At 69.5% G+C, this 18,941-nt stretch carries 21 protein-coding genes; 10 read left to right on the top strand and 11 right to left on the bottom strand.

Translation table 11 applies throughout. The annotated features are described in order from the left end of the window. The first annotated feature begins 72 nt into the window (after positions 1-72). Positions 73-1,209 carry a phosphotransferase gene (locus tag ASD84_RS14230; protein WP_056711618.1) on the top strand — a complete coding sequence of 379 codons (1,137 nt, stop codon included), beginning with the start codon at positions 73-75 and terminating at the stop codon, positions 1,207-1,209. Here the strand turns inward: ASD84_RS14230 and ASD84_RS14225 are convergent. After that, a complete protein-coding gene (locus tag ASD84_RS14225) occupies positions 1,197-2,561 on the bottom strand; it encodes a cation:dicarboxylate symporter family transporter (protein ID WP_056711615.1) in 1,365 nt (454 codons plus the stop codon). The genes ASD84_RS14230 and ASD84_RS14225 overlap by 13 nt on opposite strands. 136 nt (positions 2,562-2,697) lie before the next feature. Here ASD84_RS14225 and ASD84_RS14220 point away from each other — a divergent pair, with 136 nt between their 5' ends. Both ASD84_RS14220 and ASD84_RS14215 read left to right on the top strand, forming a co-directional pair. Further along, positions 2,698-4,293 (top strand): sensor histidine kinase, encoded by a 1,596-nt coding sequence (locus ASD84_RS14220; RefSeq protein WP_235531117.1) that lies wholly within the window; start codon positions 2,698-2,700, stop codon positions 4,291-4,293. Then, a complete protein-coding gene (locus ASD84_RS14215; RefSeq protein ID WP_056711611.1) occupies positions 4,290-4,982 on the top strand; it encodes a response regulator in 693 nt (230 codons plus the stop codon). The genes ASD84_RS14220 and ASD84_RS14215 overlap by 4 nt, the downstream gene beginning before the upstream one ends. Here the strand turns inward: ASD84_RS14215 and ASD84_RS14210 are convergent, their stop codons facing one another. Continuing rightward, on the bottom strand, positions 4,983-6,443 hold the full coding sequence (locus ASD84_RS14210) for a glycine hydroxymethyltransferase (RefSeq protein WP_056711609.1): 1,461 nt from the start codon (positions 6,441-6,443) through the stop codon (positions 4,983-4,985). Positions 6,444-6,824: 381 nt separating this feature from the next. Between ASD84_RS14210 and ASD84_RS14205 the strand changes: the two genes are divergently transcribed. The 5 genes from ASD84_RS14205 to ASD84_RS14190 are packed head-to-tail and all read left to right on the top strand — an operon-like array spanning position 6,825 to position 10,800. Then, positions 6,825-8,558, top strand: a complete 1,734-nt coding sequence (locus tag ASD84_RS14205; protein ID WP_056711607.1) for a nitrite/sulfite reductase — start codon at positions 6,825-6,827, stop codon at positions 8,556-8,558. Beyond that, a complete protein-coding gene (locus ASD84_RS24780) occupies positions 8,558-8,749 on the top strand; it encodes a hypothetical protein (protein WP_082573506.1) in 192 nt (63 codons plus the stop codon). Before ASD84_RS14205 ends, ASD84_RS24780 begins: the two co-directional genes overlap by 1 nt. Further along, positions 8,746-9,492, top strand: coding sequence for a phosphoadenylyl-sulfate reductase (locus ASD84_RS14200; protein ID WP_082573504.1), 747 nt, complete (start codon positions 8,746-8,748; stop codon positions 9,490-9,492). Before ASD84_RS24780 ends, ASD84_RS14200 begins: the two co-directional genes overlap by 4 nt. Before the next feature lie 37 nt (positions 9,493-9,529). Beyond that, positions 9,530-10,273 carry a sirohydrochlorin chelatase gene (locus tag ASD84_RS14195; RefSeq protein ID WP_056711606.1) on the top strand — a complete coding sequence of 248 codons (744 nt, stop codon included), beginning with the start codon at positions 9,530-9,532 and terminating at the stop codon, positions 10,271-10,273. Positions 10,274-10,320: 47 nt separating this feature from the next. Further along, positions 10,321-10,800 carry a group II truncated hemoglobin gene (locus ASD84_RS14190; RefSeq protein WP_056711604.1) on the top strand — a complete coding sequence of 160 codons (480 nt, stop codon included), beginning with the start codon at positions 10,321-10,323 and terminating at the stop codon, positions 10,798-10,800. 16 nt (positions 10,801-10,816) lie between these two features. Here ASD84_RS14190 and ASD84_RS14185 read toward each other — a convergent pair whose 3' ends face one another. From ASD84_RS14185 to ASD84_RS14175, 3 genes are all read right to left on the bottom strand, one after another. Then, positions 10,817-12,040, bottom strand: coding sequence for a Fic family protein (locus ASD84_RS14185; protein WP_056711602.1), 1,224 nt, complete (start codon positions 12,038-12,040; stop codon positions 10,817-10,819). Between the two features lie 90 nt (positions 12,041-12,130). Next, complete coding sequence (locus tag ASD84_RS14180) at positions 12,131-12,469, bottom strand: hypothetical protein (RefSeq protein ID WP_056711600.1); 339 nt, start codon at positions 12,467-12,469, stop codon at positions 12,131-12,133. A 237-nt stretch (positions 12,470-12,706) separates the two neighbouring features. Continuing rightward, positions 12,707-13,366, bottom strand: coding sequence for a hypothetical protein (locus ASD84_RS14175; protein WP_056711598.1), 660 nt, complete (start codon positions 13,364-13,366; stop codon positions 12,707-12,709). A 77-nt stretch (positions 13,367-13,443) separates the two neighbouring features. On the opposite strand from ASD84_RS14175, the gene ASD84_RS14170 reads away from it, so the two are divergent. Both ASD84_RS14170 and ASD84_RS14165 read left to right on the top strand, forming a co-directional pair. After that, positions 13,444-14,157 (top strand): hypothetical protein, encoded by a 714-nt coding sequence (locus tag ASD84_RS14170; protein ID WP_056711596.1) that lies wholly within the window; start codon positions 13,444-13,446, stop codon positions 14,155-14,157. Between the two features lie 132 nt (positions 14,158-14,289). Beyond that, on the top strand, positions 14,290-14,760 hold the full coding sequence (locus ASD84_RS14165; protein ID WP_056711594.1) for a hypothetical protein: 471 nt from the start codon (positions 14,290-14,292) through the stop codon (positions 14,758-14,760). A gap of 16 nt (positions 14,761-14,776) precedes the next feature. On the opposite strand, the gene ASD84_RS14160 is transcribed toward ASD84_RS14165, so the two are convergent. Genes ASD84_RS14160 through recA form a run of 6 tightly spaced genes read right to left on the bottom strand, consistent with a single transcriptional unit; the run spans position 14,777 to position 18,925 of the window. After that, positions 14,777-15,187 carry a DUF3037 domain-containing protein gene (locus tag ASD84_RS14160; protein WP_056712247.1) on the bottom strand — a complete coding sequence of 137 codons (411 nt, stop codon included), beginning with the start codon at positions 15,185-15,187 and terminating at the stop codon, positions 14,777-14,779. Then, positions 15,184-15,957, bottom strand: a complete 774-nt coding sequence (locus tag ASD84_RS14155; protein WP_056711593.1) for a HipA family kinase — start codon at positions 15,955-15,957, stop codon at positions 15,184-15,186. The genes ASD84_RS14160 and ASD84_RS14155 overlap by 4 nt, the downstream gene beginning before the upstream one ends. Then, positions 15,954-16,817, bottom strand: a complete 864-nt coding sequence (locus ASD84_RS14150; RefSeq protein WP_056711591.1) for a PPK2 family polyphosphate kinase — start codon at positions 16,815-16,817, stop codon at positions 15,954-15,956. Before ASD84_RS14150 ends, ASD84_RS14155 begins: the two co-directional genes overlap by 4 nt. A gap of 9 nt (positions 16,818-16,826) precedes the next feature. Further along, positions 16,827-17,333, bottom strand: coding sequence for a phosphoribosyltransferase (locus ASD84_RS14145; protein ID WP_056711588.1), 507 nt, complete (start codon positions 17,331-17,333; stop codon positions 16,827-16,829). Then, positions 17,320-17,865 (bottom strand): regulatory protein RecX, encoded by a 546-nt coding sequence (locus ASD84_RS14140; protein ID WP_082573502.1) that lies wholly within the window; start codon positions 17,863-17,865, stop codon positions 17,320-17,322. The genes ASD84_RS14145 and ASD84_RS14140 overlap by 14 nt, the downstream gene beginning before the upstream one ends. Positions 17,866-17,878: 13 nt before the next feature. Then, positions 17,879-18,925 (bottom strand): recombinase RecA, encoded by a 1,047-nt coding sequence (gene recA / locus ASD84_RS14135; protein WP_056712240.1) that lies wholly within the window; start codon positions 18,923-18,925, stop codon positions 17,879-17,881. Between the last annotated feature and the right edge of the window lie 16 nt (positions 18,926-18,941).

The following is an 18,941-nucleotide window of genomic DNA, read 5'->3' as shown; positions in this document are numbered from 1 at the left end:
AGGAGGCGCGGTCTTCCGCATCCCGACGGCCCTAACATGCGGTGATCTGCATCGCTCTTGGCTGGAGGAACCATGCACGACCGCTCCGCGCTCGGCCCCGCCGACGTCTCCGACGAGGTGCTCACGGCGATGGTGGCTGCCCTGCTGGCGATCGACGATTCCGCTGTCGCACTGGTGGACTCGACGGCCGAGCCCGTCCCGTACGAGATCCCCGCCATCACCACGGGCGGACGCTGGTGGGTGCGTGGCACCGCAGACGTGGCCGACGAGCCCCGTCCGTTCGCGCTCTTCGTGAAGCAGGTCCACGAGTGGTCGCGCTCCCCCCTCTTCGCCGAGCTGCCGCCGGAGATCCAGCCGTGGGCCGCCGAGCAGGTGCCGTGGCGCACGGAGGGCGCGGTCTACCGGTCCGACCTCGTCGACCACCTGCCGGCCGGCCTGACGATGCCGCGCGCGGTCGGGGTCCACGACATCGATGACCTGTCGTATGCCGTGTGGCTCGAGGTGGTGCCCATCCGCGAGGTCGAGTGGGACCTCGAGCGGTACCGACGTGCCGCGCACCTGCTGGGCCGGTTCGCCGGCAACGACGCCGTGCGCGAGCGGTCGAACGTCGGTGGTCACGAGTGGGACATCACCCGGTACGTCGAGGGCCGGCTCAAGTTCCAGGTGCTCCCGATGCTGGCAAGCGACGACCTGTGGCACCACCCGCTCATCGCGGACACCTTCGCCGATCTCCGCCCGCGCCTGGACCGGGTGGCCGCGACGATCGATGCGGTCGCGGCGGAGTTGATGGCGTTCCCTGTCCTCGCCGGTCACGGGGACGCCTGCCCGAACAACCTGCTGGTGGGCCCCGGCGACCACGACTTCACGATGATCGACTTCGGGTTCTTCACGGCACTGCCCGTCGGGTTCGACCTCGGACAGCTCCTCGTCGGCGACGTGCAGCTCGGTCGTCGTACGGCGGACGACCTGGCGGAGCGCGACGCCGCCTGCCTGTCGTCGTACGTCGACGGGCTGGCGGCGGAGGGCGTGGACATCGACGAACGGGCGGTTCGCCGGGCACACGCCTTGCAGCTGCTGCTCTTCACCGGGCTGTCCGCCCTGCCGTTCGAGCTGCTCGGCGGCGAGCCCACTGACGAGGTCCGGGCGATGGCGGCCACGAGAGCCGCCATCGCCCGCCATTCCCTCGAGCTGGTCGATCAGACCGGCTGAGCCTCCCTGGCCTGCTCGACCTGCACCGGGTCCTCGGCGTGGTCGTCGACCATGGTGGTCTCATCGAATGGGTCGTCGCCGGCGAGCACCCGGTCCAGCTGGGCGCGGTCGATGCTGCCGGTCCAGTGTCCGATGAGGACGGTGCCGACGGCGTTGCCCGCAAAGTTCGTCAGCGCGCGGGCCTCGGACATGAACCGGTCGATGCCCACGATGAGGCCGACGCCGTCGACCATCTCGGGGCGGTGCGACTGGAGGCCACCGGCCAGGACGGCCATGCCGGAACCGGTCACACCGGCCGCGCCCTTCGCGGCGATCATCATGAACAGCAGCAGGGAGATCTGCTCACCGATGGCGAGCGGGCTGCCGATCGCCTCGGCGATGAAGATCGAGGCCATCGTCAGATAGATCGCGGTGCCGTCGAGGTTGAACGAGTAGCCGGTCGGGACGACGACGCCGACGGTGGTCTTGTCGATACCGGCGTGCTCGAGCTTGGCGATCGCTCGCGGCAGGGCCGACTCGGAGGACGAGGTGGCCAGGATCAGCAGGAACTCGCGGCCGAGGTAGCGCAGCAGCGCGAAGATGTTGATGCCGGCGGCGACCTTGAGCAGCGTGCCGAGCACCACGAAGACGAAGAGCAGGCAGGTGACGTAGAAGCCGATCATCAGCACACCGAGGCTCTTGAGCGCGTCCACCCCGCCCTGGCCGGTGACGGCTGCCATCGCACCGAACGCACCGACCGGCGCCGCCCACATGATCATGCCGAGCAGGCGGAACACCAGGCGCTGGACGTGGCCGACGACCGTGAGCACGGGGGCGCCGGCGGCGCCCATCCGCTGGAGCGCGAAGCCGACCAGGAGGGCGACGAGCAGGGTCTGCAGGACGCTGCCGCTGGTGAGCGCGCTGAACAAGGACGTCGGGATGATGCCGAGCAGGAACGCGGTGGTGTCGGCGTGGCCCTCGGCCGCCTTCTCCTGCGCGATGGCGGCGGCATCGGCGGTCAGGTGCAGGCCGTCACCCGGGTGCAGCAGGTTGCCGACCACCATGCCGATCGTCAGCGCGGCCGTCGACATCACGAGGAAGTAGACCAGCGCCATGCCGCCGACCTTGCCGACCTTCGCGGCGCTGGCCACGGAGCCGACGCCGAGCACGATGGTGCAGAAGATGATCGGCTGGATCATCATCTTGATCAGGTTGACGAAGCCCTCGCCGAGCGGCTTGAGCTCGACGGCGAAGCCCGGGAACAGCAGGCCCGTCGCGATGCCGAGCAGGACCGCCACGATCACTGCAAGGTAGAGGTAGTGGGTGGCGCGGGAGCCGTGGCTCCGTTTCGCGCTGGTGCTCGTCGTACTCATCGATCCTCCTGGTCCGGGACCCCTGATCGGGGTCTTCGGCCACTCTGCGACCTGGTGTGACCTGGGTCACCGTTGTGTTCTTTGTGTTCGTGACGAGCGCCACTACCGAGGGCAGCCGATGGGAGAGACTGCAGACGTGCCCCGCCTGCCACGCCTCCTCCGCGACCGCTCGGTCGCGCGCCAGGTGCTGCTCCTGCAGGTCGCGATCGTCCTGCTCCTGGTCGTGACCGCGATCGCGCTGGCGGCGTACGACGCCCGGCGCGACGCGCGCAGCCGGGCAACCGAGCGCGCGGTGGCTGTCGCCCAGACCGTGGGCGATTCCCCCACCGTCCACGAGGCCCTCGCCAGCGCGGACCCGACGGCGCTCCTGCAGCCGTGGACCGAGCAGGTTCGCCAGGACACCGACACGGACTTCGTCGTGGTGATGGCGCTGGACCGGACCCGCTACACGCACCCGGACCCGGAACAGATCGGGCGGAAGTTCGTCGGCGACCTCGGCGGCGCCCCGGACGGTGAGGTCTTCGCCCAGCAGTACACCGGCACCCTCGGCCCGTCGGTCCGCGCCGTCGTACCCGTGCTGGACGGGAACCGGGTCATCGCCCTCGTCGCGGTCGGGATCACCGTCAGCGACATCAACCGCGGCCTTCGGCGGGACGTCACCGTGATCCTGCTGTGGGCCGGCGGCGTCCTGCTCGCCGGCCTCCTGGGCGCGGCGCTGCTCAGCCGACGCCTGCAGCGGATCACGCACGGACTCGGCGAGAAGGAGCTCGCGCGGATGTACGAGTACTACTCCGCCGTGCTGCACTCCGTGCGCGAAGGCCTGCTGCTGCTCGACGGCGAGGGGCGCGTCCAGCTGGTCAACGACGAGGCCCGCCGACTGCTCGCCCTGCCCGACGACGTGATCGGCCGCGCGGTGGGCGAGCTCGGCCTGGCTCCCGGACTCGTCGCCGCGGCCCGGGGCGAGACGGCCGAGGCCGACGAGCTCTACCTCGCCGGCGAACGCATCCTCGTGGTCTCCTCTGCGCCCGCACGCTGGCACGGACGGGACGTCGGTTCGGTGGTGACGCTGCGCGACCACACCGAGCTGCGCTCGGTCACCGGCGAGCTCGAGATCGTGCGTCGGCTGACCGAGTCACTGCGCTCCCAGAACCACGAGTCGGCCAACCGGCTGCACACGGTCGTGTCCCTGATCGAGCTCGGACGCACCGACGAGGCCGTCGAGTTCGCGACCGCCGAGCTCCAGGTCGCCCAGGTGCTCACCGACCAGGTGGTGGCGGCGGTCGACGACCCGGTGGTCGCCGCGCTGCTGCTCGGCAAGTCCGCCGAGGCCGCCGAGCACGGGATCGAGCTCGTCATCACCGGCGAGGTGCCGGCCGGCTCGGGGATCGCGCCGCGTGACCTGGTGACCCTGCTGGGCAACCTGGTCGACAACGCCTTCGACGCGGTGGCCGATGCCGACCAGCGCCGGGTCGAGGTGCGCCTCGCCGGCGAGGACGCGCGGCTCGAGATCCGGGTCGGGGACAGCGGGTCCGGCCTCGACGACGCGGCTGCCGCCCACGTGCTCGAGCGCGGCTGGACGACGAAGGCCGCCCCGGGCACCGGTCGCGGCCTGGGCCTCGCCCTGGTCGTCCAGGTCGCCCGCCGCCACGGCGGCACCGTCGACGTCGGCAGGTCCGCGCTCGGTGGCGCCGAGTTCACCGTCGTCCTGCATCCCGAGGCGGGGCCGTCGTGAGCGTGCGCGTGCTCGTCGTGGAGGACGAGGCCCTCGCCGCCGAGGCGCATGCGTCGTACGTCGCCCGGCTGGCCGGATTCGAGCTCGCCGGTGTCGCGCGGTCGGCCCGCGACGCCGTCCGCGCGCTGGATGCGGGACGTGCCGGCGGCACTCCCGTCGACCTGGTCCTGCTCGACATGAACCTGCCCGACGGGCACGGACTCTCGCTGCTGGCCGGGATGCGCACGGCCGGGCACCAGTGCGACGTGATCGCGGTGACGGCCGCCCGCGACACCGCCATCGTGCGCCAGGCCGTCGGGCAGGGCGTGGTGCTCTACCTGCTGAAGCCGTTCACGTTCGCCACGTTCCGAGCCAAGCTGGAGCAGTACGCGGCGTACCGCGCCCAGCTGGCCGACGCGCCGGACGAGGTCGTCCAGGACGAGGTCGACCGGCTCCTCGGGGCGCTGCGGCCGAGCTCGACCGCGCCGCTGCCCAAGGGGATGAGCCCCGAGACCCTGCGGGGCGTCACGTCGGCGCTGCGCGACGCGGGCGAAGGGCTCTCGGCGAGCGCCGCGGCGTCAGCGGTCGGCATCTCGCGCGTCACGGCGCGGCGCTACCTCGAGCACCTGGCCGACCAGGGGCTCGCCCACCGCAACGCGCGCTACGGCGGCGGCAGTGGGCGACCCGAGGTCGTCTACAGCTGGGGTTGATCAGGCGAGGTCGAGGCCCGGGTAGAGCGGGTGCTTGTCGAGCAGGTTCGCCGACTCGCTGCGCACCCGGTCGGCCACGCCGTCGGCGAGCTGGTAGGTCGCCTTCGACGGCGCCCCCGCCTTGTTGACGCCGGCCTCGGTGTTGCTGAGCACGTCGACGACCAGCTCGGCCACCTTGTCGAACTCGTCGTGGCCGAAGCCACGCGTGGTGAGTGCGGGCGTGCCGAACCGGATGCCGGTGGTGTACCAGGCACCGTTCGGGTCGTTCGGCACCGAGTTGCGGTTGGTGACCACGCCGGCGTCGAGCAGCGCCGACTCGGCCTGACGACCAGTGAGGCCGTACTTCGCGACGTCGAGCAGCACGATGTGGTTGTCGGTGCCGCCGGTGACCAGCTTGGCGTCGCGGCTGAGGAAGCCCTCGGCGAGCGACTTGGCGTTGTCCGCGACGTTCTGCGAGTAGGTCTGGAACTCAGGGGTGCGCGCCTCCGCGAACGCGACGGCCTTCGCGGCCATCACGTGCGAGAGCGGGCCGCCGAGGACCATCGGGCAACCGCGGTCGACGCTGGGGGCGTACTCCTCGGTCGCGAGGATGAAGCCACCGCGCGGCCCGCGCAGCGACTTGTGCGAGGTGCTGGTGACGACGTGGGCGTAGGGAACCGGGTCCTCTTCACCCTGGAAGACCTTGCCCGCGACCAGACCGGCGAAGTGCGCCATGTCGACCATCAGCGTGGCGCCGACCTCGTCGGCGATCTCGCGCATCTTGGCGAAGTTCACGCGACGCGGGTAGGCGGAGTAGCCGGCCACCAGGATGAGCGGCTTGAACTCCTTCGCCTTGGCGCGCAGGGCGTCGTAGTCGATGAGCCCGGTCTCGGGGTTGGTGCCGTACTGCTGCTGGTGGAACATCTTGCCGCTGATGTTCGGGCGGAAGCCGTGGGTGAGGTGGCCGCCGGCGTCCAGGCTCATGCCGAGCAGGCGCTGGTTGCCGAACTCGTGGCGCAGCTTCTCCCAGTCGGCGTCACTAAGGTCGTTCATGTTCTTCACGCCGGCGTTCTCGAGCCACGGGCCCTCGACGCGGTGGGCGAGGATCGCCCAGTACGCCGTCAGGTTGGCGTCGATGCCGGAGTGCGGCTGGACGTAGGCGTACTCCGCGCCGAACAGCGCCTTGGCGTGCTCGGCGGCGATCGACTCGACCGTGTCGACGTTCTGGCACGCGGCGTAGAACCGGTGGCCGACGGTGCCTTCGGCGTACTTGTCGCTGAACCAGGTGCCCATCGTGAGGAGCACGGCGGGCGAGGCGTAGTTCTCGCTCGCGATCAGCTTGAGCGACGACCGCTGGTCGGCCAGTTCCTGACGGGTCGCGTCGGCGATCCGGGGCTCGACGGCCGCAATGACCTCCAGCGCCTGGCGGTAGGCACTGCTGACGAGGTCGGCGTTGGGAACGTGGGCGGTGTTGTCGCTCATGGCGCACAGCGTAGTGCCGGTCACAGACACGCGACGCAACGGTCGGTGCGTACGCGATGCTGGCGCAGTGGCAGGCGCCGCCTCGTGTGACCTGCGTCGCAGCCCACGGGGAAACCAGTCACCTCAGACCGATTTCATCCCAAATTCTGAGACTTCGGTCCACACTCTGAGATTCACATTTGGTGGGAACGCGTCCGAGGGATGAGACTCATTGACATGGTCTCTGCTGCAACTCACGCGCACCTCGTGGCTCGTCGCCACGTGGACTTCGGGCGCATGGGCAGCATGATGTGTCGGCCCCGCTGATCACGCCACCCGTCACCCTCGAGTCGCGCACCGGACACCACCGGAGCGCCCATCAGCGAAGGACCTTCTCCCCGCATGCCCGACCTGCGCTTCCAGTCCCAGCCTCCTCGCCACACTGAGGTGCCCCGCCCCCGCCGCGCGGAGGGCCAGTGGGCATTCGGTTACACCGAGCCGCTGAACAAGAACGAACAGTCGAAGAAGGACGACGACCCGCTGAACGTGCGGGACCGGATCCTCTACACGTACTCCAAGCGCGGCTTCGACTCCATCGACCCGGCCGACCTGCGCGGTCGCTTCCGCTGGATGGGCCTGTACACCCAGCGCCGCCCCGGCATCGACGGCGGCCGCACGGGCTCGATGGAGGAGGAGGAGCTGGACGACCGCTTCTTCATGCTCCGGGTCCGTTCCGACGGGAAGCTGCTGTCGGCGGAGGCCGTGCGCACCCTGGGCCAGATCGGCATCGACTTCGCGCGGGACACCGCCGACGTCACCGACCGCCAGAACATCCAGTACCACTGGATCGAGATCGAGAGCATGCCCGAGATCTGGGAGCGCCTCGAGACCGTCGGTCTGCACTCGCTGGAAGCCTGCGGCGACTCGCCGCGACCGTTCCTCGGCTCGCCCGTCGCCGGCGTGGCCGCTGACGAGATCATCGACGGCACCACCGCCCTCGAGGAGATCGAGCGGCGCTACCTGAACAACAAGGACTTCTCGAACTTCCCCCGCAAGTTCAAGACCGCCCTGACCGGACACCCGAGCCACGACGTCTCCCCCGAGACCAACGACGTGTCGTTCGTGGGCACGGTGCACCCCGAGCACGGCCCCGGATTCGACGTGTGGGTCGGCGGCGGTCTGTCGACCAACCCGATGCTCGCGCAGAAGCTCGGGGTGTGGATCCCGCTCGACGAGGTCCCCGACGTGTGGGCCGGCGTCGCCGGGATCTTCCGTGACTACGGCTACCGCCGCCTCCGCTCGCGCGCCCGCCTGAAGTTCCTGGTCGCCGACTGGGGCGTGGAGAAGTTCCGCGAGGTGCTGGAGAACGAGTACCTCGGCAAGAAGCTCGACTCGAACCCGTCGCCCGAGGCACCCGTGAGTCACCGTGACCACGTCGGCGTCCACGAGCAGAAGGACGGCAAGTTCTACGTCGGCCTCGCTCCGTCGGCCGGCCGGATCTCGGGCACCGCCCTGGTCCAGCTCGCCGACCTGATCGAGGAGTACGGCGTGCTCGGCGCCCGCCTGACGCCGTACCAGAAGATCGTGCTGATCGGTGTCGACGGCGACAAGGTCGACGACCTGCTGACCAAGCTCGACGGGATCGGCCTCACGGCGCGGCCCTCGAACTGGCGCCAGAACACGATGGCCTGCACCGGCATCGAGTTCTGCAAGCTCGCGATCGTCGACACCAAGGAACGTTCGCGGCTGTTGACGCTGGAGCTCGAGAAGCGCTTCCCGGATCTCGACACGCCCATCACCATCAACGTCAACGGTTGCCCCAACGCCTGCGCCCGGACCCAGATCGCCGACATCGGCCTCAAGGGCCAGCTCGTCACCGACGAGGACGGCAACCAGGTCGAGGGCTTCCAGGTGCACCTCGGTGGCGCCACCGGTCTGCGCGCCAACTTCGGCCGCAAGCTGCGCGCCCACAAGGTCACCAGCAAGGGCCTCGACGACTACGTCACCGTGGTGGTCTCGAACTTCCTCGCCGATCGCACCGAGGGCGAGGCCTTCGACGCGTGGGTGCACCGTGCCGACGAGTCGCTGCTGCGTGGCGACACCTCCCTCGAGCCCAGGGCGCTGGAGTCTGTCTGATGACCGACGAGTCCGGATCAGCGAGCGGGCGGGGCGGCACGCCGTTCCACTGCCCGTTCTGTGGCGAGACCGACCTGTGGCCGCACGAGCCCACGGGTTGGGAATGCCGCGGCTGTCTCCGTGCTTTCACCGTCAACTCGCTCGGCATGATCCGCCGGGCCTCCACCACTCCTGAAGGAGGTGCCTCATGACCGCTCCGGCCACCGCCAGCGCGCGGGCCTTCCGTGGCGCCTCGACCGAGGGCCGCTCCCCCGAACAACTGCGTGAACTGGTGTCCCACTGGGGCGCCGAGCTCGAGCTCGCCCCGCCCGAGGTCATCATCGAATGGGCCGCAGCCACCTTCGGCGAACGGTTCTGCATCACGTCCTCGATGGGTGACGCAGTGCTCGCGCACCTCGCCCAGAAGGTGGTGCCCGGCGTCGACGTCGTCTTCCTCGACACCGGCTACCACTTCATCGAGACCATCGGCACCCGCGACGCGGTCGCGGCCACGATGAACGTCAACCTGCTCTCGATCACGCCCGTGCAGTCCGTTGCCGAGCAGGACGCCGAGTACGGCCCCGAGCTCTACAAGCGCGACCCCGACCTGTGCTGCGCGCTGCGCAAGGTCAAGCCGCTGGCCGACTCGCTGGCCCAGTACGACGCCTGGGCGACCGGCCTGCGCCGCGCGGAGACCCACAACCGGGTGATCGCGCCCGTCATCGGGTGGGACGCCAAGAAGCAGAAGGTCAAGGTCTCCCCCATGGCCCGCTGGAGCGACGAGCAGGTCGAGCGCTACATCGCCGAGAACGGCGTGCTCGTCAACCCGCTCGTGTACGACGGCTACCCGTCCATCGGTTGCGCACCCTGCACCCGACGCGTCGCACCCGGCGAGGACCCGCGCAGCGGGCGCTGGGCCGGCACCAACAAGACCGAATGCGGCATTCACTCATGAAGGCAGCACTCAACACAGCCGAGAGGGGAATCAACTGATGGCCGCTCCCGCCCTCATCGCCCTGGCCCACGGCAGCCGCGACCCGCGCTCTGCCGCGACCGTCACGGCGCTCGTCGACGCAACGAAGGCGTTGCGCCCCGACCTGCGCATCGAACGGGCCTTCCTCGACCTGGCCAAGCCGAACTTCCACACCGTGGTCGACCGGCTGGTCAAGGCCGGCTTCGAGGAGATCGTGGTCGTGCCGCTGCTCCTGGTCGAGGCATTCCACGCCAAGGTCGACGTTCCTTCGGTGATCGCCGAAGCCACGGCTCGCCACCCCGGCCTGCAGATCCGCGCCACCGAGGTGCTCGGCCTGGAGCCGCGCTTCCTCGAGGTGCTCGACGAGCGACTCCGTGAGGCGCTCCGTGGTGCCCGCGTGCGCGAGCTCGACGCCCTCGTCCTGGCTGCCGCCGGGTCGACCGACCCGCTGGCCAACCAGGCCGTCGCCCGCCTGGCTCGCCTGTGGGGCGCCCACCACAAGCTGCCCGTCACGGCGGCGTACGCGTCCAGTGCACCGCCGGCCACCGGTGAGGCAGTGCGGCAGTTCCGCGCCGAGGGTCGCCGCCACATCGCCGTCGCCTCCCTCTTCCTGGCTCCCGGCGGCCTGCAGGACCGCGCCGCCGAGCTGGCGATCGAGGCCGGCGCGGTTGCCGTGTCCGAGCCGCTGGGTGCGCACCCGGAGGTCGCCCGGACCATCCTGGCCCGCTACGCCGTGGGTGCTGTCGAGCTCGTTCCTGTCTGATCCCGAAATCAGGTGCGACAGTCCCGCGGGTGCGGTGGACTGTCGTCATGAGCGGAGTCGACGAACCGGGACTGCCCACGTTGTACGAGTGGGCAGGCGGCCTCGCTCCGCTACGCCGGATGATCGACAGCTTCTACGACCGGGTCGAGGCTGACGACACCCTCTCGGGCTTCTTCCCGGGCGGAGTCTCGGAGCATCACCGCGCCCACGTCGCGGACTGGTGGGCCGAGGTGCTCGGCGGGCCGGCTGCCTACACGGAGCAGCACGGCGGGTACGAATCGATGCTCCGGCACCACCTCGGACTGGCCATCACGCCTGCCCAACGGCATCGGTTCGCGACCACGATGAGCCTCGCCGCCGACGATGCGGAGCTGCCCGCCGACCCGGAGTTCCGTGCGGCCGTCATCGGGTACCTCGAGTGGGGCACCCGCCTCGCGATGGAGAACTCCCAGCCCGGCGCCGAGCCGGTCGAGCACGCGCCCACGCCGCGATGGGGCTGGGGTGTCGCGCCGCCGTACCAGGGGTGATGACCGCTGCCCTGCCTCAGGGTTCTTCGGCGAGGGCGGCAGCGCCGATCCGCACGCTGAGGTCGTCGAGCTCGTCGAGCATGTCCCCCACACCCCAGACCTGATGGCGCTTGCGGTCGGTCAGGGGACGCAGCACCTGTGCGTCGACCAGAGCATCGACGGCGCGATAGACAGCGCTGGTGGTGCCGCCCACTCGCACCTCGGCCTCGGCCGCGGAGAAGACCGGCATCTGCAGAAGCACCTCGAGCAGCCGCAGCGTCGCGCTGTCGCTGCGAACCCGTCCGACCGCGTCACGCCATCCTTCGGGAAACCCCGCCATTCGCACGGCGGTGGTCCTGGACTCCTGTGCCGCGAGCCTCGATGCCTTCGCGAACGCGGCAATGATCGGCTCGGGGTCACCCTCACGGTAACGATTCAGCACGTCGAAGTAGGCCTCGCGGCGAGCGACCAGGGCGGAGGCCAGTGGAACCACGACCGTGGTCGTCACACTTCGGCGACGGAGCACGGTGTTGACGAGAGCTCGACCGATGCGGCCGTTGCCATCAGTGAACGGGTGGATGGACTCGAGCTGGGCATGCACGATCGCGGCCTGCACCATCGCCGAGAGGTCGTCACGGTTGGCGAAGGCAACCAGGTCGGCGAGGTAGTCGGCGACGGTGTCCGGCGGGGGTGGAACGTACAAGGCGTTGCGCGGGGAATGGTCGCTACCGCCAATCCAGTTCTGCATGTCGCGGATCCGTCCGGCGTACGCGCTCTCACTCGGATCATCACGCATCAGCGCCCGGTGTGATCGCAACACAGCGTCCGCGGTCAGGTCGCTGCCCTCGACCGAGCTGATGAGCTGCTCGAGCGCCACGGTGGCGGCCGCCATCGACGTTGCCGACTGGTTCGACTTCATTCCGTGCAGGGCACGCGCGTAGTCGACGACGTCGGCCTCGACCTGCTCGATCTTGGACGAAGCAACGGACTCGGTACGCAACAACATGGTGCCCAGCGCTCCCAGATGAGACCCGTGGCTGGCGTCCAGGCTCGCGACCTCACGCAGGCAGTCCTCGATCTGAGCTGCCAGTCCCGACGCGACGAAAGGATCTCGGTCGGCGATCTTCGGGGGCAACCAGACCGTGACGTCACGAAGCATCCGGTCGTCCCTGGTTCCGCCGCGGCCCGCTTGGTGCCACGGCCGTACCTCACGACCGTGAGCGGGCCAGGCGTCTGGACCAGGCAGGAACACAGCAGCCATGATTCCAGTTTAGCGGCACAAGTGGGAACAAGAGCGTTCTTGTTCCCACTTCGGGCCTCGCCGGCGCGGTCGCGTCCGATCGCGAGCTCGTCAGACGGACACGCGCTCCCAGCGCACCGACTCCCGCCAGCCGGGGACACCGAAGGCCCAACCCCTGATGAGCGCGTGAGCCGCGCGCATGTCCGCCGCCACCGTGCCGTAGTGGTGCTCGGGTCCACCGTCGCGGTACTCGACGACGTAGGTCCCGTCGTCGTTTCGCGAGGCCTGGGCGTAGGCCTGGCCATGGGAGCCCACGAGGGCCTCGACGATGAGGTAGGTGCTCTCCCCCGCCTCGACGTCCTCGAACATCATGAACAGGGCGTCTTCCGACGGGTCATCGATCGTGTCACCGGACTCGGCCGTCGCTCGCAGCCCGGGGTCCTCGCTCATGCGTGAATGCTCCCACGCGCACGTGCCATGCTCTCCGCTCCAGAGCGCCGAAGGTGAGTGAGTCCAATGCGACGCTTCGGGCATCAACGCGGACCAAGAACCCGCGAGCGTCACCGAAGTCCTGACGCATCAAGTGTCACCGATGTCGTGATGCAGAACTGTCACCGATGTCCTGAGACATGAACAATCCACAAGGTCCTTGAGTCACTTGCCGATCGAACGTCTGTTCGGTATCATCTATGTATGATCTCGGGTCTCGCTGAAATGCCGCCGGAGCAGTTGCTCCAGGCGGCTGACGACGTGCTGCTCAAGAGCCGTGAAGCCGAGGTCGAGAAGCTGGAAGTCCTGCAGGCATGGGGTGATGTGTTCTCGGGTGACCCGCAGGACGAACCCAATGCGGTCCCGGTCCGGTACTGCGGCCCCCGGCTCATCTCCTTGGGTGGGGAGGGCACTCCGAAGGTCTCGGACCTGGCGTTGGTGGAGATCGCGGTCGCTCGCCGGGAGTCGGTGTTCACCACCCGGCGCCGCACCGCCGACGCGTTCGACCTGCGCCACCGACTCCCCTTGGTGTGGGCGGGGTTGCAGGCGTTGCGTTGCGAGACCTGGGTCGGTACCAAGGTCGCAGCCATGTCCCGCAAACTCACTGCTGAGCAGGTTGTGATCGTGGACGTCGCGGTCGCTGAAGCCCTCGACGAGGCACCGGCACGGATCCTGGAGATCGCCGAGGCCAAGATCATCGAAGCCGACCCCGTCGCCCACGCCGAACGCATCGAGGCGAACCGCGCCCGTAAGGGTGTGTGGCACTCCCGCCCCAAGCCCGGCGAAGCTGTCGAGGGCGAAACCGCGGGTGTGGGCAGCGTGTTCGCGCGGATCGATGAGGTCGACCTCGAAGCCCACCGCGAGTTCATCGAAGAACTCGCCAGGCCCTGGCCGCCCACGCTGGCCCGCCCGCTGAGGGTGAGGAGCCGTTGTCGATGGACCACTGGCGGGCCGAGGCCTTCGCGATGCTCGCCGACCCCGCCGCCGTCCTGGCCTTCCTACGCGGCGAACAAACCACCGAGCCCACCGACGCACCCGCTGCCGAGCCCACCGAAGAACCCGAGGCGCCTGCAACCAGTCCGACCGCGGGACCTTCCGCGGTTGTGGTCGTGCACGTCGCCGAGGACCCCGACACCGGCGCCCTCGGCCCCGTGGCCCGGGTCGAGGGCCTGGGACCGAGGCTGCTCAGTGAGGTCCGTGACCTGCTCCGCCGCTACGCGGACGTGACCGTGACCCCGGTCATCGACCTGCACACCGGGCGCTCGGTCAACGGCTACGAACACCCCACCGACGTCAAGGCCCGCACCGAGCTCCGCACCCTGGGCGACGTGTTCCCCCACGCCACCGGCCTCTTCACCAGGACCGGCCGGCCACCGGACCACGACCACACGGTCGCGTATGACAAGCACGGCCCACCCGGCCAGACCGGCGACCACAACGACACCCCACTCCGGCGACATCACCACCGGGCCAAGACCCATGCCGGCTACGCGGTCCACCAGCTCGGACCCGACCGCTGGATCTGGCGTACGCCCCACGGACTGCACCGCCTCGTCACGACCAGCGGAACCACGTCGATCACCCGAGGTGAGTTCCTCGCGCTCAGGACCATGGCCGTGCACCTCGCCGGGGACTTCGCCGCGGCCTGATCCCGAATCAGCGCCTCAGCAAGACGTACCGGCGGTCCGCCCAATGTGCTGAGCGGCCGATGAAGCCGCGTCGAACGGTCGCATCACATCATTCAGCGCACACGAACGACTCTGACTGGCAGGCTCAGCGTCGTGTCTTCACGCCTCGTCATCACCGGAGCCCTGCTCGGCGCACTGCTGACCGCCTGCAGCGGCGAGGACGAGCCACTGACGCAGTGGCTACCGCAACCGACGAGCGACGTGGCCGCGAGCACCGCGACGACGAACCCTGTCCCGACCGCTCCCGAAGCGTCGCCCACCTGCGCATGGCCCGACGAGGTGTCCGCGACCGGCTCGGGCTTCGTCGTCGAGTGGAGCATCACGTCGGGACGCCCGAATCCGGCCTGGCGACTGACCAAGGCCGAGGGAGCGAAGCTACGACTCCTGTTGACGGGGAATCGAGAGGTGCTCGATCTTGAGGGCCCGGACGACATGGGCGGTTTCGGAGTGACGGCCGACGGGGCGACCACAGAATTTCTCGAACGCCGGGAGATCCCTTCGCGGTTCTGGGTCCGGGGCGACAACCAGATCGGGGAGTTCCTCAGCGAGACCTTCCCCTGTTAGTGGTGTCCAGGCGGTCCTAGAGGACCAGGGACTCCAGCAGGTGCTCGAGGGTCCGGGCGGAGTCAGCCGTCACGCCACCGTGGACCGGGCCGGGCTGGATCACGGTGCTGCGTGGGGCCTTGAGGAAGCCGAAGCGGGTGCTGGCGTCGTCGCGGGACTCGCGGACGCCGTACGCCGTCGCACGGAGGCCGACGCCGAAGCCGGTGTGCGCCTCGCCGCGGCAGACCCGGTCGATCATGGCCAGTGCGGCGCGGACGGAGTCGAGGTCGATCCCGGCGTCGAGGGCCTGGATCCGCTCGTCGTTGACGGCGGTGCGGACGCCGAGGAAGTTGGCCGCCGGACAGTGGACGACAACGCCGACGTTGACGAACTCCTCGCGCTCGACGCGAGGAACGCAGCGCAGGGTGACGTACTGGTAGGGCTTCATGCCGACGCCCCCACTGCGGGCAGCCACGAACGGCCCCCGTCACGACGAGCCCGGAGGAACGCCGCGTAGTGAGCCCGCACCGCGGCGGGGTCCTCGGCCCCCGGGGTCGCCTCGAGCCAGTCGTCACTGATGTCGGCGAGCACGGCATCGATCGCGTCGTCGCTCAGCCGCTCGGCGAGAGCCGCGTCCTGGGCGAGCGCCTCGGCGGCGTACTCGCGCAGGATGTGCTCGGAGGCGTCGTACGGCTGGGCCGCGAAGCGGGCCGGGTCGCCGGGGCCGCCGGACCACGAGTGGTGGAAGTAGAGCGAGGCTCCGTGGTCGATCGCGTGCAGGACACCGCGCCAGACCAGCAGGTTCGGGTTGCGCCAGCTGCGGTCGACGTTGGCCGTGAACGCGTCCAGCCAGAGCACACGACCGGCCAGCTCCCGGTCCGGCCCCGAACCCGGGTCATAGCCGAAGGAGCCGGGCAGGAAGTCGATGCCGAGGTTCAACCCCGCACTGGCGTTGATCAGGTCCTGCACCTCTTCGTCCGCCTCGTAGCGGGCGATGTCGGGATCCAGGTCGAGGACGACCTGGTCCGGGGTGGGGATCTCCAGGCTCCGCGCGAGCCCGGCGACGATCACCTCGGCCACGAGGACCCGGAGGCCCTGACCGGCGCCCCGGAACTTGCAGACGTAGGTGCCGAGGTCCTCGGCCTCCACGATCCCGGGCAGGCTGCCGCCTTCGCGCAGCGGCGTGACGTAACGGGTGACCCGAACGGTCGGGATCACAGGGGCTTCTCGTCCGCCAGTCGCTGCTTCTCCGCGTCGACGTCGAAGTCTGCCTCGGGCCAGTCGAGGTCGAGCGAGGCGAGGGCGTCGTGGAGCAGCGTGCCGATGGCCAGGTTGCGGTACCACTTCTTGTCCGCCGGGATCACGTGCCACGGAGCGACCTCGGTGTTGGTCCGCTCCAGCGCGATCTCGTAGGCCTCCTGGTACGCCGGCCACAGGGCCCGCTCGTCGAGGTCACCCGGGTTGAACTTCCAGTGCTTGGTCGGGTCATCGAGGCGGGCCACCAGGCGTGCCTTCTGCTCCTCGGCGGAGATGTGGAGCATGCACTTGATGATCGTCGTGCCGTTGGCGACCAGGTTGGCCTCCCACTCGTTGATCGCGCCGTACCTCCGCTCGATCTCGTCGGGGGTCGCGAACTGACGCACCCGGGCGATCAGCACGTCCTCGTAGTGCGAGCGGTCGAACACCCCGATCAGCCCGACCGGCGGCAGTGCCCTGTTGATCCGCCACAGGAAGTCGTGGGCGCGCTCCTCGTCGTTCGGCGCCTTGAACGACGTGATCCGCACCCCCTGCGGGTCGACGAGGCCCACCGTGGCCCGCAGCGTGCCGCCCTTGCCGGAGGTGTCCATCCCCTGCAGCACCAGCAGGACGTTGCGGTTGCCGCCGGACTTGCCGTCGGCGAAGAGTCGCTCCTGCAGGTCCGCGAGGTCGGGACCCATGTCCAGGAGGTCCGCGGTGCCCTGATCCTTGTCACCGTCGTAGCCCGGCGCTACGTCGGTGTCGATGGAGGCGAGATCGATGGGTCCGGGCGCAATCCGCAGCGAGGAGGTCAGGTCCGAGACGGGGAACGGAGAGCTCATGTCCGGAGACTAATCGGCCTTGCCGCCCTGGCGGTTCACGAGCGGCGGTGTCGAGGACCAGGGGAAGTCAATCCAGGCATCGGTACGACGCCAGATGTACTCCGCGTTGATCACCGTCCACGGCTTCTCGTAGATCACCGCGGTGCGGGCCTCGGCCACGTGGTCGGCGAAGAAGTCGCGCACGACCTCGAGGGTCTTGCCCGTGTCGGCGACGTCGTCGGCGATCAGCACCTTCATGCCGGTCAGGTCGATCGCGGCCGGGGTCGGCGGCAGCATCATCGGCACGTCCAGGCGCTGGTTGACGCCGGTGTAGAACTCGACGTTGACGGCTGAGAGGTTCTTCACGTCGAGTGCGTAGCCCAGGCCCATGGCCAGGCCGAGGCCGCCTCGAGCGATGGCGAGCACGATGTCGGGCTCGAAGCCGTCATCGACGACCTGCTGCGCGAGATCGCGGACGGCGGTGCCGAACAGCTCATAGGTCAGGATCTCCCGGGGCGGCGCCTCACTCGTCGTCACCCGACCATTCTGGCGCACCGAGCTCTCGCTTGACCACGGCGTAGGCCAGGCCGGGTGAGTACCCCTTGCGCGCGAGCATCCCCACCAGGCGCCGGGTCGCGACCTGGGAGTCGAGCCCCCGCATGCTCCGCAGCTTCTTGCGGACCAGCACGCCGGCCGCGTCCTCCTCGTCGCCGGGGTCGACCTCGGCCAGCACGGTGCGCGCCGTCTCGTCGGCGATCCCCTTGCGTCGCAGCTCGGCGGCGAGCGCCGTCCGGGCGAGGCCACGCGTGCGCTGGCGACTGTCGATCCAGGCGCGGGCGAACGCCTCGTCGTTGATCAGCCCGACCTCCTCGAACCGGTCGAGCAGCCGGCCCGCCACGTCCTCGGGGACGTTGCGGCGGGCCAGCCGCTCCTCCAGCTCATGGCGGCTGCGAGCCGTGATGCTCAACTGGTCGAGCAGGATCTTGCGCGCGACCGACTCCGGATCGGCGTCCTCGGTCCAGCCGAGGTCGTCGGGTGGCTCCGCCCTGCGATTCGGCCACTGTGCCATTGCTGACTTCAGCTCAGAACGAATCCACACCGATGGGCTCGTCGGAGAGCACGTCGTTGTCGACCGTCGGCGTGACACCGAGCGTCTCGAGGATCTTCTTCTCGAGCTCGTTGGCGAGGTCCGGGTTGTCCTTGAGGAAGGTCCGGGCGTTCTCCTTGCCCTGGCCGAGCTGGTCGCCCTCGTAGGTGTACCAGGCACCGGCCTTGCGGACGAGGCCCGCTTCGACACCGACGTCGATCAGGCCACCCTCGCGGCTGATGCCCTTGCCGTACATGATGTCGAACTCGGCCTGCTTGAACGGCGGGGCGACCTTGTTCTTGACGACCTTGACCCGGGTCCGGTTGCCGACCATGTCGGTGCCGTCCTTGAGCGTCTCGATCCGGCGGACGTCGAGGCGCACCGAGGAGTAGAACTTCAGCGCCCGGCCACCGGTGGTGGTCTCCGGCGAGCCGAACATGACGCCGATCTTCTCGCGGAGCTGGTTGATGAAGATCATCGTGGTGTTGGAGTTGTTGAGCGCACCGGTCATCTTGCGCAGCGCCTGGCTCATCAGCCGGGCCTGCAGGCCGACGTGGCTGTCCCCCATCTCGCCCTCGATCTCGGCGCGCGGCACGAGCGCGGCCACCGAGTCGATGACGATCAGGTCGAGCGCACCGGAGCGGATCAGCATGTCGGCGATCTCGAGCGCCTGCTCACCGGAGTCGGGCTGGGAGACCAGCAGGGAGTCGGTGTCGACGCCGAGCGCCTTGGCGTACTCCGGGTCGAGCGCGTGCTCGGCGTCGATGAACGCCACGATGCCGCCGGCGGCCTGGGCGTTGGCCACCGCGTGCAGCGCGACAGTCGTCTTTCCGCTGGACTCGGGACCGTAGATCTCCACGACCCGCCCGCGCGGCAGCCCGCCGATGCCCAGGGCCACGTCCAGTGCGATCGCGCCGGTCGGGATCACTTCCAGGGGCGCACGGGTGTCGTCACCGAGGCGCATCACCGAGCCCTTGCCGTAGTTCTTCTCGATGCTGAGCAGCGCTGCGTCGAGCGCCTTCATCCGGTCATCGCCAGCCATGTTCTTCACTCCTGGG

This window comes from Nocardioides sp. Root682 (assembly GCF_001427795.1).
Lineage (GTDB): Bacteria > Actinomycetota > Actinomycetes > Propionibacteriales > Nocardioidaceae > Nocardioides.
This window is presented reverse-complemented; position numbering and strand designations above follow the sequence as displayed.

Excerpts from the sequence above, each read along its gene's own strand:
- ASD84_RS14195 (WP_056711606.1), top strand. The coding sequence starts at position 9,530 with ATGGCCGCTCCCGCCCTCATCGCCCTGGCCCACGGCAGCCGCGACCCG.
- recA (WP_056712240.1), bottom strand. The coding sequence starts at position 18,925 with ATGGCTGGCGATGACCGGATGAAGGCGCTCGACGCAGCGCTGCTCAGC.
- ASD84_RS14190 (WP_056711604.1), top strand. The coding sequence starts at position 10,321 with ATGAGCGGAGTCGACGAACCGGGACTGCCCACGTTGTACGAGTGGGCA.
- ASD84_RS14185 (WP_056711602.1), bottom strand. The coding sequence starts at position 12,040 with ATGGCTGCTGTGTTCCTGCCTGGTCCAGACGCCTGGCCCGCTCACGGT.
- ASD84_RS24780 (WP_082573506.1), top strand. The coding sequence starts at position 8,558 with ATGACCGACGAGTCCGGATCAGCGAGCGGGCGGGGCGGCACGCCGTTC.
- ASD84_RS14150 (WP_056711591.1), bottom strand. The coding sequence starts at position 16,817 with ATGAGCTCTCCGTTCCCCGTCTCGGACCTGACCTCCTCGCTGCGGATT.
- ASD84_RS14160 (WP_056712247.1), bottom strand. The coding sequence starts at position 15,187 with ATGAAGCCCTACCAGTACGTCACCCTGCGCTGCGTTCCTCGCGTCGAG.
- ASD84_RS14230 (WP_056711618.1), top strand. The coding sequence starts at position 73 with ATGCACGACCGCTCCGCGCTCGGCCCCGCCGACGTCTCCGACGAGGTG.
- ASD84_RS14200 (WP_082573504.1), top strand. The coding sequence starts at position 8,746 with ATGACCGCTCCGGCCACCGCCAGCGCGCGGGCCTTCCGTGGCGCCTCG.
- ASD84_RS14140 (WP_082573502.1), bottom strand. The coding sequence starts at position 17,865 with ATGGCACAGTGGCCGAATCGCAGGGCGGAGCCACCCGACGACCTCGGC.
- ASD84_RS14205 (WP_056711607.1), top strand. The coding sequence starts at position 6,825 with ATGCCCGACCTGCGCTTCCAGTCCCAGCCTCCTCGCCACACTGAGGTG.
- ASD84_RS14180 (WP_056711600.1), bottom strand. The coding sequence starts at position 12,469 with ATGAGCGAGGACCCCGGGCTGCGAGCGACGGCCGAGTCCGGTGACACG.
- ASD84_RS14225 (WP_056711615.1), bottom strand. The coding sequence starts at position 2,561 with ATGAGTACGACGAGCACCAGCGCGAAACGGAGCCACGGCTCCCGCGCC.
- ASD84_RS14170 (WP_056711596.1), top strand. The coding sequence starts at position 13,444 with ATGGACCACTGGCGGGCCGAGGCCTTCGCGATGCTCGCCGACCCCGCC.
- ASD84_RS14210 (WP_056711609.1), bottom strand. The coding sequence starts at position 6,443 with ATGAGCGACAACACCGCCCACGTTCCCAACGCCGACCTCGTCAGCAGT.